Origin of the sequence: Halomonas sp. BC1 (genome assembly GCF_002078135.1) — a bacterium.
Taxonomy (GTDB): Bacteria; Pseudomonadota; Gammaproteobacteria; order Pseudomonadales; family Halomonadaceae; genus Vreelandella; species Vreelandella stevensii.
Genome location: NZ_LFGS01000019.1, coordinates 400,508 through 412,839 on the forward strand (window position 1 = coordinate 400,508; position 12,332 = coordinate 412,839).

Annotated in this window: 13 protein-coding genes and 2 pseudogenes; 7 read left to right on the forward strand and 8 right to left on the reverse strand. The window is 61.1% G+C overall.

Annotation, left to right across the window (positions count from 1 at the left end):
• Positions 1-473 (reverse strand): FAD-dependent oxidoreductase (locus B7L72_RS15875; RefSeq protein WP_176212916.1); only part of this gene is annotated, 473 nt, incomplete at its 3' end.
• A gap of 124 nt (positions 474-597) precedes the next feature.
• Positions 598-1,077 carry a hypothetical protein gene (locus B7L72_RS18375; RefSeq protein WP_139788524.1) on the reverse strand — a complete coding sequence of 160 codons (480 nt, stop codon included), beginning with the start codon at positions 1,075-1,077 and terminating at the stop codon, positions 598-600.
• On the opposite strand from B7L72_RS18375, the pseudogene B7L72_RS15885 reads away from it, so the two are divergent.
• The 4 genes and pseudogenes from B7L72_RS15885 to B7L72_RS19005 form a co-directional block, all read left to right on the forward strand.
• Positions 1,076-3,791: pseudogene (locus B7L72_RS15885) on the forward strand (nitrate reductase). The gene B7L72_RS18375 and the pseudogene B7L72_RS15885 sit on opposite strands and share 2 nt — an antisense overlap.
• Positions 3,751-4,641: a uroporphyrinogen-III C-methyltransferase gene (gene cobA / locus B7L72_RS15890; protein ID WP_081195447.1), complete on the forward strand. Its 891-nt coding sequence runs from the start codon at positions 3,751-3,753 to the stop codon at positions 4,639-4,641. The pseudogene B7L72_RS15885 and the gene cobA overlap by 41 nt, the downstream one beginning before the upstream one ends.
• A 95-nt stretch (positions 4,642-4,736) precedes the next feature.
• Positions 4,737-4,904, forward strand: coding sequence for an alternative ribosome rescue factor ArfA (gene arfA, locus B7L72_RS15895; protein WP_081195449.1), 168 nt, complete (start codon positions 4,737-4,739; stop codon positions 4,902-4,904).
• Positions 4,905-5,069: 165 nt separating this feature from the next.
• Positions 5,070-5,198 (forward strand): annotated as a pseudogene (locus B7L72_RS19005) (RNA-guided endonuclease TnpB family protein); the annotation flags it as partial.
• A gap of 441 nt (positions 5,199-5,639) precedes the next feature.
• Here the strand turns inward: B7L72_RS19005 and B7L72_RS15910 are convergent.
• Both B7L72_RS15910 and B7L72_RS15915 read right to left on the reverse strand, forming a co-directional pair.
• Positions 5,640-6,170, reverse strand: coding sequence for a chromate transporter (locus B7L72_RS15910; protein ID WP_016914716.1), 531 nt, complete (start codon positions 6,168-6,170; stop codon positions 5,640-5,642).
• Positions 6,167-6,724, reverse strand: coding sequence for a chromate transporter (locus tag B7L72_RS15915; protein WP_081137758.1), 558 nt, complete (start codon positions 6,722-6,724; stop codon positions 6,167-6,169). The genes B7L72_RS15910 and B7L72_RS15915 overlap by 4 nt, the downstream gene beginning before the upstream one ends.
• A gap of 215 nt (positions 6,725-6,939) precedes the next feature.
• Here B7L72_RS15915 and B7L72_RS15920 point away from each other — a divergent pair, with 215 nt between their 5' ends.
• Both B7L72_RS15920 and B7L72_RS15925 read left to right on the forward strand, forming a co-directional pair.
• Positions 6,940-7,608: a GntR family transcriptional regulator gene (locus B7L72_RS15920; protein ID WP_081195451.1), complete on the forward strand. Its 669-nt coding sequence runs from the start codon at positions 6,940-6,942 to the stop codon at positions 7,606-7,608.
• A gap of 101 nt (positions 7,609-7,709) precedes the next feature.
• Positions 7,710-8,297 carry a DUF1415 domain-containing protein gene (locus B7L72_RS15925; RefSeq protein WP_081195453.1) on the forward strand — a complete coding sequence of 196 codons (588 nt, stop codon included), beginning with the start codon at positions 7,710-7,712 and terminating at the stop codon, positions 8,295-8,297.
• Here the strand turns inward: B7L72_RS15925 and B7L72_RS15930 are convergent.
• A complete protein-coding gene (locus B7L72_RS15930; protein ID WP_254893835.1) occupies positions 8,275-8,622 on the reverse strand; it encodes a GGDEF domain-containing protein in 348 nt (115 codons plus the stop codon). The two genes, B7L72_RS15925 and B7L72_RS15930, sit on opposite strands and share 23 nt — an antisense overlap.
• A 34-nt stretch (positions 8,623-8,656) precedes the next feature.
• Entirely contained in the window at positions 8,657-9,157 is a 501-nt protein-coding gene (locus tag B7L72_RS15935) for a GNAT family N-acetyltransferase (protein WP_081195455.1), read from the reverse strand.
• Positions 9,158-9,240: 83 nt separating this feature from the next.
• Here B7L72_RS15935 and B7L72_RS15940 point away from each other — a divergent pair, with 83 nt between their 5' ends.
• Complete coding sequence (locus B7L72_RS15940; RefSeq protein WP_081195457.1) at positions 9,241-9,873, forward strand: LysE family translocator; 633 nt, start codon at positions 9,241-9,243, stop codon at positions 9,871-9,873.
• Between the two features lie 19 nt (positions 9,874-9,892).
• On the opposite strand, the gene B7L72_RS15945 is transcribed toward B7L72_RS15940, so the two are convergent.
• Both B7L72_RS15945 and B7L72_RS15950 read right to left on the reverse strand, forming a co-directional pair.
• A complete protein-coding gene (locus B7L72_RS15945; RefSeq protein ID WP_081195459.1) occupies positions 9,893-10,891 on the reverse strand; it encodes an LLM class flavin-dependent oxidoreductase in 999 nt (332 codons plus the stop codon).
• A gap of 110 nt (positions 10,892-11,001) precedes the next feature.
• A complete protein-coding gene (locus B7L72_RS15950) occupies positions 11,002-12,276 on the reverse strand; it encodes a nitrate regulatory protein (protein WP_081195461.1) in 1,275 nt (424 codons plus the stop codon).
• Between the last annotated feature and the right edge of the window lie 56 nt (positions 12,277-12,332).

Below are 12,332 nucleotides of genomic sequence, written 5' to 3' on the forward strand. Positions count from 1 at the left end.
ACCACCACCACGTGGCCACCGCGCTGGGCAATGGCTTCCAGGGTGGCGACATCCTCGAGGGTGCGAAAACCGTGTACGCCGCGCAGGGCGACCCCCGGCAGGTCGGGCATGGCCGAGCGGGAGCCGGTGGCTATCACCAGGCGGTCATAAGAGAGTGCATCGCCCGAGTGAGTGATGACCCGCTGACGTTGACGGTCGATCTGCGCGACGCGCTGGCCAAGGCGCAGGGTCACGCCTTGCCGGGCAAGGGCCTCTGGGTCTTGCAGGGTCAGGGCCTGCTGCTCCAGTTCACCGGCTAACCGAGGTGACAGCAGGATGCGGTTGTAGGCAGGCACCGGCTCCTCGCCGATCACGGTGATGCGTGCCGGGCGCGCCGGGTGACGCAGCAGCGTTTCGACCAGTCGATGGCTGGCCATGCCGTTGCCAATGACCACCAGATGCGCGTTGGGTGTGCATCGAGAGACCGTTTCCATGGTGGCTCCTGTGAATAAAAAACGCCCCTGACACGACCTTCACGAGGAAGGGTGTCAGGGGCGTCGTTGCCCATGGGCAGATTCAGTTACATGTCGCAACCGCCATTGGCTGCGCGATGTAAACTCATATGACTAGCAGCAGCAAAAAATCGGCCAGCCGATGGCTGGAGCAGTATAGTTTTTTTAAAATCAACTGCTTGACGTCATCAATAGCGGCCCCATTAACCGTGATATGGGCCATGGCTGCACTGGTTTGGTGCCTTGTGGAGTGGTTCTGCACCAGCGAAAGGCTCGCTGGCGTGTTGTGGAGGCACTGAATGTGAGAGGCGGTTTCTTTAGGTTTATGTTTTTGCTGATATTTATGAGTTTTTTGGAATATAGGGCCAATACTTGCAGTACTCCAGGTAACAACCAACAACGGCTCATTGCAGCACATTTGCCCATAATCAGCACAATGACTAATCGCGTCGAATAACGCTAAACGCAGCAAACCACTGATGAGTACGGCACGTGACGTGCCCCTGTGACAACGGCGTCCAGGCAAGCCTCTTGAGAGAGGCTGGCTTGGGCGCTTTTTGCTTTTTAGCGCGGGAGGAAATGCCATGCCAACGACCGCTCAGGTCAACACCACCTGCCCCTACTGTGGCGTGGGCTGCGGAGTGACGGCTACCCTGGTAAACGGCCGCGTTGCGGCGGTAGAAGGGGATCGCGGGCACCCTGCCAACCATGGCCGGTTATGCGTCAAGGGCACGGCGCTGCATGAAACCCTGGGCCATCATGGGCGACTGCTGCGCCCTCGGGTCGATGGCCGTGAGGTGAGTTGGGAGCAGGCATTGACCGCCACGGCCGAGCGGCTGCAGGCCCAGCGCAGTGCCCATGGCAATGGCTGCGTGGCGGCCTACCTGTCAGGACAGCTGCTGACCGAAGACTACTATGTCGCCAACAAGCTGTTCAAAGGCTTCCTCGGCACCCCGCATCTGGATACCAACTCACGGCTATGCATGGCGTCGGCCGTAGCGGGCTACAAGCGTGCCTTCGGGGCGGATGCCGTGCCCTGCCAGTATGAAGACCTGGAAGAGGCCGAGCTGGTGGTGCTGGTGGGCTCCAATCTGGCCTGGAATCATCCTGTGCTGTATCAGCGTCTGAAAGTCGCCAAGGAGCGTAATCCACTGATGCGTGTGGTGGTGGTGGACCCGCGAGTCACGGACACCTGTGATATCGCCGATCTGTACCTGGGCATCGCGCCAGGCAGCGACGCCTTTCTGTTCAACGGGCTGCTGGCCTGGATGGCGGCCCAGCAGAAGCTGGACGACGTCTATTTGCAGCGGCACACCGAAGGGATCGAGCAGGCGCTGGTCGCCGCCCAGCAGAGCGCCGGTAGCCTGCAAGCGGTCGCGAAGGCCTGCGACGTCGACGAAGAGCGGCTGGAGACCTTCTACTACTGGTTTGCCAGCCAGCTGCATGTGGTCACTCTGTACTCTCAGGGCGTCAACCAATCCTCCAGTGGTACCGACAAGTGCAATGCGATCATCAATTGCCACTTGGCGGGCGGCAAGATTGGCCTGCCGGGGGCCGGGCCCTTTTCGATCACCGGCCAGCCCAATGCCATGGGAGGTCGCGAAGTGGGCGGGTTGGCGAACCAGCTGGCGGCGCATATGGATTACCACACGCCCGGGGCACGCCAGCGTGTCAGCCGCTTCTGGTCGACGGAGCACCTGCCAGCCTCGTTGCCTGACGGGCCGGGCCACAAGGCGGTGGAGCTGTTCGAGGCCATCGAGCGTGGCGAAGTCACGGCGCTGTGGGTCATGGCCACCAACCCGGCAGTGAGTCTGCCGAACGGTGAACAGGTGCGTCGCGCCCTGGCCAAGTGCCCGCTGGTCATCGTTTCGGAGTGTGTGGCCCATACCGACCTGCTGCCCTTTGCCGATATCGTGCTGCCCGCGTCGGGTTGGTCGGAAAAGGATGGCACGGTCACCAACTCCGAGCGGCGCATTTCCCGCCAGCGGGGAATGCTGCCTCCGCCGGGCGAGGCTCAACACGACTGGTGGATCATCTGCGAGGTGGCCAAGCGGTTGGGGTTCGCAGAAGCGTTCGATTATGCCCACCCCTGGGAAATCTTCGATGAGCATGCGCGGCTTTCCGGCTATGAAAATAGCGGTGCCTCTGCGCGGCTGTTCGACATCTCAGGCCTGAGCGGCCTGGGCCAGGCGGCGTATGATGCGCTGGCCCCCATTCAGTGGCCGGTCACTCGGCAAGCGCCCCACGGCACGCCGCGGCTGTTCGTGGATGGCCAGTTTGCCACGCCCAACGGTCGTGCACGGCTGCTGCCGATCGATCCGCGTTTGCCCCAGCAGGCGCTTTGCGAGCGCTACCCGCTGCGCCTCAACACTGGCCGCGTGCGCGACCAGTGGCACACCATGACCCGCACGGCCCGTGCGCCTCGCTTGATGAACCATCGCGCCGAACCCTTCATCGAGCTGCATCCCGAGGACGCCGCCGAGCATGGGCTCGAAGCGCAGTCGCTGGCTCAGTTGAGCGCGGCCACGGGGGGAGTATCGGGGGCGTGTGCGCCTTGCCCATGGGCAGCGGCGGGGGGAAGTGTTCGTGCCCATGCACTGGACCGACTGCTTTACGGGCCAGGGGCGCAGTGGCACCTTGCTGCAAGGCATCACCGACCCGGTCTCGGGCCAGCCAGAATCCAAGCAGGGCGCTGTGGCCCTGCGTCGGTTACCCATCGCCTGGCAGGCCACCTTACTGGTGGCCCAGGCAGACGAGTCGCCCGCGTGGTGCGACAGCGATTACTGGGCGCGTATTCCCTTGCCAGGCTGTACGCGCTGGCAACTGGCGGGCTGCCAGCCGAGGGAGGATTGGCTGGCCACGCTCGCCCACTGGTGTGGAACCCCGGCCTCGCTATGGTGTGAAGACGCCGCCACGGGGCGCTTGCGAGCAGCCAGCGTGATCGACGGGCAGCTGCGCTGGTGGCTGATGGTCGGGCCGCCTGACGAGCTGCCAGGGCTTGCCTGGTTGGCTGAACGGTTCACCGATGCGGCCCTCTCCAACGCTCAGCGGCGACGCCTGCTGGCCGGCTGTGACGATGGCGCAGCGGATGCTGGCCCAGTGGTGTGCAGTTGCCATCAGGTGGGGCAGGCCAGCATCGTCAAGGCTATTCATCAAGGGGATACCAGCCTCGAGGCGCTGGGCGCACGGCTGGCCTGCGGCACCCAGTGCGGGAGCTGTATCCCTGAATTAAACGCGTTACTCGAACAGGAGCGGCCGAATGCGCACACTCGCCAAGCAGTTAACCCAGAAATGGCCTGAGGCCCTCATGCGTTTTGGCCTGCGGGCCTTGGCGCCGCTGCAAGACGACGCGATGACGAACGTTCGCTTGTCGCTCAGCGGCGAGTGCCGGGCAGGTACGGTCTACCTGGTGGGCGCTGGCAGCGGGGACGTCGAGCTGTTGACGCTGAAGGCGGCACGGTTATTGATGCAGGCCGATGCCGTGGTCTACGACCGTCTGGTCGGGGATGACGTGCTGGCGCTGATTCCCCCCGGCACCGAGCGCTACTACGTCGGGAAAGCCCGAGGCCACCACAGCGTGCCACAGGCCGACATCGGTCATTTGCTGGTGTCACTGGCCCTGGCGGGCAAGTCGGTGGTGCGCCTGAAAGGCGGTGACCCGGGCGTGTTCGGGCGCATGGGCGAAGAGCTGGCAGCGCTGGCGCAAGCCGCGTTACCGGCACACATCGTACCGGGCATTACCGCCGCGTCGGCAGCCGCAGCGGGGATGGGAATTCCTTTGACCGACCGCAGCCATGCCCAGCAACTGCGCTTCATTACCGCGCAGCTGTGCCGAGAAGGTGGCACCCCGGACTGGGCAGCGCTGGCCCGACAGGATGAAACACTGGTGTTCTATATGGGGTTATCCAAGGTGGAGACCATTTGCCACGGCTTGCGCCAGGCAGGACTGCCAGACTCCTGGCCCATCATGCTGGTCGCCAATGCCAGCCAGCCCGACCAGCAATCGCTGACCGGCACCCTGGCGAGCATGCCAGACCAATTGAGGGACCAACCGCTACCATCGCCTTGCTTGATCATGGTCGGCAGCGTGGTCAGCATGGTGGTGGGGGGCGCATCTTTAGCGGCCATTTCCAGCAGCCATTTCCAGTAGCGATTGCCGCTCCAGGGAACCAACCTGCCGATTCTCTGTCCAGAAGTGGGCCAATGCTCATTTGAAAGTCCGAAGGAATTTACATAGGTAAACGTATGAAAAAGCGACACGGTATCAAGGACAATGCCTTGAAAGCACAGCTGCGAACACCCATGTTCAAACTGCAGCAGCAAACGCCCAGGAAGGGAAAAGGCAGCTACTCGCGCAAAGGACGGGGAAGGTTGACTCGATCAGCCGACAGAGGGCATCGCCAAGCCGCTTGACGCAGGCAGTTTTGCGATGCTTTCCCCAGGCATCACTGCACACGCTGACGCGTGATTGCAGACTCTCATCAGCTTCGCCGACCCAGGCACCTTGGGGTGTCGGTCGGCTTTTTCGCCTACCGAGAGCTGATAGCGCACGAAGTCCTGGAAAATGACGCCCACGCGGGCACGCAAGGCATTGACCGCGACGTAAACGCTGCCCGCAACATACTGCAATCGGGCAAAGCCATTCTGGCCGGGGCTGACAAGCTTCGCCAGCATGAGAAAACTACCGTGGGGCTCACGGGAGGTTAAGCCTGTGGAGCTTGTGTAAGACCTGAGGTGCTATCACCAAAGGCAACGGGCTGCGAAGCAGGAACCTGGAAGGCAGCAACCAGGGAGTCCCCTTCCTTTCCGTTGTCAGACGGCAGCGCAAGCTGAGGGAGGGGAGGAGGTCAAGAGGCTGTAAACACTGTAAGCGATCGAGGCGACCGCTAGTGCAAGCAGTAAAGCGGATATGGGGCGTGTGAAAAATAGAGTCCAGTCAGTGCTGGTTTGAAAGGCATGCCTTAAATTCGTTTCGGCAATGGGGCCCAGCACAACACCTGGCACAAGAGGTGCAAGAGGGTAGTCCAGTTTTTTCAATATATATCCGACAATGCCAATGCAAGCCAATAGCTTCAGGCCGGCGAAGTGCCGCATGGAGTCAATCTCGTACAGAGCATCTTCCATCGCCGGATCGCTCAGGTTATATCTTCAGCCCAGAAAGAACCCTCCATAAACCAGTGCGCCGATGACAACGAACGCGGGGTGGGTGTTGAATCGCACGAGGGCGATGGCCGCGACGATGCCGATGATCAGGGTGTGAACGATGCCGCTGCTGGCGGTACTTTCCAGCAGGAAACTGAGCGTGAGCCACGCCATCATGATGGCAATGACCGGGCGTACCCACTGGCTCATGCGCTTGACCCTGGGCGATTCACGGTGGCGGTAGAGCAGCCCCAGTGCCCCGATCATCAGCAGCAGGGAAGGAACCACCGTCGCGGCCACGGCAACGGCGGCGCCTCCCAAGCCGGCGACTTCATAGCCGATATAGCCCGCCATCTTGGTGGCGATAGGGCTGGGAAGCGCGTTCCCCAGGGCCAGGGTTTCGGCAAACCCCTGCGAACTCATCCAGCCGTAGCGGCCAACCACTTCTGCCTCGATGAGCGGGATGATGGCTGGCCCGCCACCGTAACCCACGATGTTGGGAATAAAGAACGCCAGAAACAGCTCCCAGTAGATCATGCGGCCTCCTTCGAGCGCGCTTGGCGGTTTGGCCGCAGCAGCGCTGCCAGCAGAATGGCGCCGATGACAAAGCCTGGGTGAACGCCAAGCCAGTAGATGACGCCACCCGCGACGACGGCCATGACAATACTGACCAGCCAGCCCAGCGCGGCGCGTGATTTATCGAAGAAATCCCAGGTGAGCTGGCCCATCATGACCATCACCACCGGGATCACGGCCTGCCCCATGCCCTGTATCCAGCCAATGTCGCGATAGCGACTGAAAGCACCCAGCATCACGACCATGGCGATCAGCATGGGCAACACCACCGCCAGCACGGAGAGCACGCACCCACTGATACCCGCCACGCGGTAGCCAATGTAGCCTGGCATTTTGGTGGCGATGGGCCCCGGCAGGGTATTGCCAATCGCCAGCACATCGGCAAACTCCTCGTCGGTGAGCCACTGATGACGTGTCACGACTTCTGCATGCACCAGCGGTATCATGGCAGGGCCACCGCCAAAGCCAAAAATGCCCACCCTGAAAAAAGCCCAGAAGAGCGCGGTTTGTTTCATGTGTCGAACGCCTGTGTAAACGTCTTCGAGGACGGCGTGGCAAAGGCCGAAGCGGGGGTGAATGGCATGCGGATGACTCTTTGATCGTTTATGGGTTAAAAAATCGATTATCTTGTCTAAAATAGAATATAGGCGAGCCTGTCGAGGGGCGTCAACACTTGGTCTCTTCATCTCTGCCAACCGATGCAGAGAAAAACCTGCCTGAGGACTCGGTAATGAACAAACATATTCAGCTCTCCGCAGAGAAAGTGCCTGGCTCCATTTACGACGTTTTGCGCCGTGATTTGGTCGCGGGGCGTTTTGCGGCAGGGGAGAAGCTGGCCATCAATGCGCTCAAGGAGCAGTATCAGGTGGGGCTGAGCCCACTACGTGAAGCCTTGAACAAGCTGGCAGCCTATGGCCTGCTGATTCAGGAGAATCAGCGTGGTTTCAGAGTGCCCAAGCTCTCCCGAGAAGAGCTGGACGACATTGCTCGGATGCGCACCGAGCTCGAAGGCATGGCGCTGGAGCGTGCCATTGCCCACGGAGATGCGGTATGGGAAGCCGATCTACTGGCGGCGGCACACCGCCTCAAGCGGGCCGACCTTACACTGGACAAGGTAGAAGAGTGGGAACGGCTGCACACCCAGTTTCATCGTACGCTGGTGGCGCCCTGCGGTTCGGTGTGGCTGCTGCGCTTCATCGAGCAGTTGCACGACCAGTTCGATCGCTACCGTCGGCTAGGCCCGAAAATGCCCACCGTTCGTCAGGAACTGGACGATCAGCACCATCAGCTGGTAGAGCTTGCCCTGAAACGAGATGCGGTTGCTGCGCGGGCATTAATGGACGACCATATCCAAAAATCCTACGAAGTCGCGCTGGCGCGGTACCACCAGCATGCCTGATGGCTGGGTTCCAAAAGAGTGTTAGGGATCGTTTTTAAGAATCATTTTTTAGAGATGGTTTTTAGTAATCGTTTTTAGTAATCGTTTTTAGGAATAGCTTTATGGATACCGCTTCCTCTGCTTCGCATCACGCTGACGATGCCCTGGTCGTTGCCCAGACGCTCACTTGGGTGGCCAACTTCATCGTCGGGCACAATATCTGCCCCTTTGCCAAGCGTGAATTGGAGCGCGAGGCGGTGCGTGTGGAAGTCGTGCGCTCCAAAAAGGTGGATATTGCGCTGGAGGAGCTGGTCGCCGAGTTCGAGTGGCTGGATGCCCATCCAGAGGCAGAAACCAGCCTGCTGGTGTTTCCCACGCTGTTCAAAAGCTTCGACCACTACCTGGACTTCGTGGAACTGGCGGAACAGCTATTGGAACAGCTGGGCTATGAGGGCGTGTATCAATTGGCGACGTTTCACCCCGATTACTGCTTCGCCGATGCCGACCCCGACGAGGCCGCCAACTACTCCAACCGTTCGCCGCACCCGATGATCCACGTATTACGCGAAGCCAGTGTGGAAAAAGCCATCGAGTTCCACGGCGATACGGCGGCCATTCCGGAACGCAACATCACTTACCTCACCGAGATGGGCCAGGATGCGCTGGAGCAGCAGTGGCAGCGCTGTTTTACTGGTCAGGTCGATAAATGACCAGGCGATGTTTGCCCTGATGCTTGGCCTGATACAGCGCGCTGTCGGCATGGCGTAGGATCTGTTGCATGTCCATGCCATGCTCGGGCCACACCGCAGCGCCCAGGCTGCAACCGACTTGGGCGGTCATGTTGCCGGGCAATTCGATAGGCAGTGCGATTTGAGTGAGTAAGCGCTGGCTTACTTCCTCGGCTAGAGAGTGACTATTTTCTGGCGTGCTCTTGATAACCATGAGGAACTCATCGCCGCCCAGCCTGGCGACCACAGCGAGATCATTACGAAACGTATCGGTAATCAGCCGTGAGTAGTGATGTCTGCCGGTCATGGCCTCAATGCGCTATGTAAGCATTCACTACGAGTCACTTGTTGAGAGATTTGTGCATGACGTAGGTGTCCACCAGTCCCAGCGACGGATGGCGAAACGCCTGGGGTACGGTGCCGACAATGGCAAATCCCAGCCGCTGCCACAGGGTGACCGCAACGTGATTGCTGGCCACGACGGCATTGAACTGCATCGCCTCGAAGCCAGCGTCACCGGCCAGTACCTGAGAGTGTTCGCACATGGCGCGGGCCACGCCCTTGCCGCGTGCATGGGGTGTCACCATATAGCCGCAGTTGCAGACATGCTTGCCGGGGCCTGCGGCATTGGCCTTGAGGTAATAAGCCCCCAGCAGTTGACCTTGCTCGTCCTTGGCGGCCAGGCTGTGCAGCGGCAGCGTACACCATAGATGGTAGGCATCATCAAAGGTGATGTCGGGGTCTATCGCGTACGTTTCCTGTGCCGCTACAATACTCTGGAACGTTGGCCAGAACAGGGCGAAATCGTCGCGGGTCATCGGGGTAAATGCAAAACGCTGCATGAGTATTCCTGCATACAAGACATGGCATACGCTAGCATAAGCGGATGCCTGAAAGCGTCAACCGAAAGATGGGGAGCCGTCACATGACCCTCGAGAGTGCCCTGACCTATTTCGTGGCGATCTTCGTCTTCGCCATTACTCCTGGCCCCGGTATCTTTGCGCTGCTGGCCAAGGGGATGTCCCAAGGCGTGCGCGCCTGCTGGCCGCTGGCTGTGGGCATGACCGTGAGTGATGTCATCTATCTGATGCTGGCCTTCTATGGGCTGGCTGCCTTGGCAGAAAACTGGGGTGAAGCCTTCACCGTGTTGCGCTATGTGGGCGCGGCTTACCTGTTTTATCTGGGCTGGAAAATGTGGACGGCCAGCGTCACGCCCCCGCGCCTGGAAGGCGGTACGCCCGTGGCGGCCACATCCGCTCGTGAGGCCCTCAAGGGGCTTACCCAAGGGGTCCTGATCTCGGCCTCCAACCCGAAGGTCATCCTGTTTTATGTCGCGTTTCTACCCACCTTCATTGACCTGACCACGCTGAACCATGGCGACATGCTGCTGGTGGTTGGGCTTACCCTAGTGGGCTTGATGATGGGGCTGATGCTGGTGGCGTCGTTTGCCTCGTCGGCACGGCGCTTTTTCCAGTCCGAACGCGCCCAGAAGGGCACCAACCGCACAGCAGGTTCCTTGATGCTGGCGGCAGGTGCTTTCTTGATTGCCAAAGGCTGAAGGTCACCAGGTGAACGTGTCAGGCGTCCTTGACGACTGACGCGACGATCTCATAACTGCGCAGGCGGTCCGCGTGCTGATAGAAGTCACTGTTGATCATCAGCTCGTTGGCCTCGGTACGTGCCTGGAAGTCGGCCAGCTGCTCCTTGACCGTTTCAGGGCCACCGATGATGGCCGCGCCAAGAAACTGGGCGACCTGGGCGCGCTCCATGGGGCTCCAGTCCAGATGATCGACCGGGGGTTGTGACTGCGTCGGACGGCCGCGAATCAAATTGAGAAACTTCTGCTGGGCAGTCGTGGCCAGATAGAGGGCCAGGTCGTCGCTGTCGGCCGCTATCACGGGTAATCCTACCATGGCATAGGGTTCCGCCAGATGCTCGGAGGGCTGGAATTGGTCGCGGTACAGGCGCAGCGCTTCGAAGAGATAGCCCGGCGCAAACTGCGCAGCAAAGGCGAAGGGGAGCCCTAGCCTGGCGGCCAATTGGGCGCTGTAGCCACTGGACCCGAGCAGCCAGATGGGCACATGGGTGCCCTGGCCCGGCACGGCCTTGACGGTTTGCTGGGGCTGGGCTTCGCCCAGGTAGCGGCGCAGCTCTTCCAGCTGTTCTGGAAAGTCATCGACACCTGACTGGGCGTGCCGCCGCAGGGCACGCATGGTCGCGCCATCCGAGCCAGGGGCACGGCCCAGCCCCAGGTCGATCCGGCCGGGGTAGAGCGTCTCCAGGGTGCCGAACTGCTCGGCCACCACCAGTGGAGGGTGGTTGGGCAGCATGATGCCGCCGCTGCCAACGCGAATGGTGGACGTTTGCCCTGCCACGTGGCCAATCAGCACGGCCGTGGCAGCGCTGGCGATACCCGCAATATTGTGATGCTCGGCCAGCCAGTAGCGCTGGTAGCCCAGCCGCTCCGTGTGCTGGGCCAGGGCCACGCTATCTTGAAAGGTCTCGGCGACACTGCCGCCTTGACGAATGGGCGCCAGGTCCAGAACAGACAGCGCAGTGTGGGCAAGTTGGCTCATGGTGACACCTGTTTAAACGGTCATGGTCAAGCGGCTTGATTTATTAGCACGCTTTCGAATACACCGTTTATGCGGGTGCCCCTGGCAAATTGCAAGGGGCCAGACGGCCATCAATGGCGTTGGCGCTTGTCATCTTTACGCTGCAGCATCGCGGAAAGGTCGAGAATCGACTGGGCCATGTCGGCCATGCTACGGCTCTGGTCCATGGAGGTCTTGCGTAGAAAGCGGTACGCCTCCTCTTCGCTCATGCCCTGGTGGGCCATGATCAGCCCCTTGGCACGCTCGATCAGCTTTCGTTCTCGCAGGGCCTTGCGGGTATTTTCCAGCTCGTCGCTCAAGCCCTGCAGTCGGCTGGACTGAGCTTGCGCCAGCTCGATCAGCGACCGGCTGAGCGGCGAGTGAAGCGCGCTGGCCGTCAGGTCGCCCAAGGGGTGCGAAGGTGCCAGCATGAGCAGCTGTTCGCAGGGGGCAGGCAGCGGATGGCCCGGGGTGCTGGTGGCGTGTTCCAGGGCCCTGCGGGCCTCGGCGATTTTGAGATGGCACAGGGCGGTCAGCTGCGTGTTGAGCGTATCTTCCACCGCCTTGATGGTATCCAGCCGCAGCGTGGTGAGTTCGTACCAGGTTTCGCCCAGCGAGTCGCTGACGCCCATGGGCGCGTTGGCACGCTGGCAGGCGATATCGCGAAGCTCGCGGATGCCCGCCAAGGTCCTGGGCGAAAGCGCCTGCTGCCAGGCGGCCAGCGCCTCGGCGGCGGCAAATTCGGCAAAGGTGTCGAAACAGCGCTGCTGCGCGGCCATCAGCTGGTTGAGCAGTTCACGGTGCGCGTCATCGAAGTGCCCCAGCGTAAACCCAAAGGCGCCGCAGGCGCGCTCTTGCCCGGCCAGCTCCTTGCCCTGCATCAGGTGGAAGATAGCTACCAGTGCCCGCGTAATATCGGGGTCTATGGCGGTGTCGGCGGCTTCGAAAACGATGGCCAGCAACCCGCTGATCAAGTGGTTGAACGCCTGCGTGGCCGCATCAGGCGAAATCGTGAACTGATCGATGGCGCGGCGCAGCGCCGGAAGTTCATCCAGGGCTTGCCACACACCCGCTATGCGGCGAAGCAGCCTGGCGGCTGCCTGTGAGCGAACTTCCTGGCCCAGCGCTTCCAGCCGCTGGCGCATGGCCGCCTCGGCACTTTGGCTATGTTCGAGGTAGGTGGCGCGGCGTGCCTTGAAGCGCTTCCCCTGGGAAGCCAGATAAATGGTCGAAGCGCCCCGTTCGCGCTGCAGAACGTGAATGAACTGACTGATATCGCTGACGATATCGGCGGTGGTGGCCAAATGATGAAGGTTGTCGATATCACAGCGCAGCGCGGTCAAGAGTAGCTGTTGGGCAGAAGACATAGTAGTTCCTTGTTACTCGCCGCCTGAAAAGACGGCGCCTCACTGGATGACCAGAG

What these genes read in the sequence shown, in the direction of transcription:
- B7L72_RS18375 (WP_139788524.1), bottom strand. Translation starts at nt 1,077, where the DNA reads ATGGCATTTCCTCCCGCGCTAAAAAGCAAAAAGCGCCCAAGCCAGCCT.
- cobA (WP_081195447.1), top strand. Translation starts at nt 3,751, where the DNA reads ATGCGCACACTCGCCAAGCAGTTAACCCAGAAATGGCCTGAGGCCCTC.
- arfA (WP_081195449.1), top strand. Translation starts at nt 4,737, where the DNA reads ATGAAAAAGCGACACGGTATCAAGGACAATGCCTTGAAAGCACAGCTG.
- B7L72_RS15910 (WP_016914716.1), bottom strand. Translation starts at nt 6,170, where the DNA reads ATGATCTACTGGGAGCTGTTTCTGGCGTTCTTTATTCCCAACATCGTG.
- B7L72_RS15915 (WP_081137758.1), bottom strand. Translation starts at nt 6,724, where the DNA reads ATGAAACAAACCGCGCTCTTCTGGGCTTTTTTCAGGGTGGGCATTTTT.
- B7L72_RS15920 (WP_081195451.1), top strand. Translation starts at nt 6,940, where the DNA reads ATGAACAAACATATTCAGCTCTCCGCAGAGAAAGTGCCTGGCTCCATT.
- B7L72_RS15925 (WP_081195453.1), top strand. Translation starts at nt 7,710, where the DNA reads ATGGATACCGCTTCCTCTGCTTCGCATCACGCTGACGATGCCCTGGTC.
- B7L72_RS15930 (WP_254893835.1), bottom strand. Translation starts at nt 8,622, where the DNA reads ATGACCGGCAGACATCACTACTCACGGCTGATTACCGATACGTTTCGT.
- B7L72_RS15935 (WP_081195455.1), bottom strand. Translation starts at nt 9,157, where the DNA reads ATGCAGCGTTTTGCATTTACCCCGATGACCCGCGACGATTTCGCCCTG.
- B7L72_RS15940 (WP_081195457.1), top strand. Translation starts at nt 9,241, where the DNA reads ATGACCCTCGAGAGTGCCCTGACCTATTTCGTGGCGATCTTCGTCTTC.
- B7L72_RS15945 (WP_081195459.1), bottom strand. Translation starts at nt 10,891, where the DNA reads ATGAGCCAACTTGCCCACACTGCGCTGTCTGTTCTGGACCTGGCGCCC.
- B7L72_RS15950 (WP_081195461.1), bottom strand. Translation starts at nt 12,276, where the DNA reads ATGTCTTCTGCCCAACAGCTACTCTTGACCGCGCTGCGCTGTGATATC.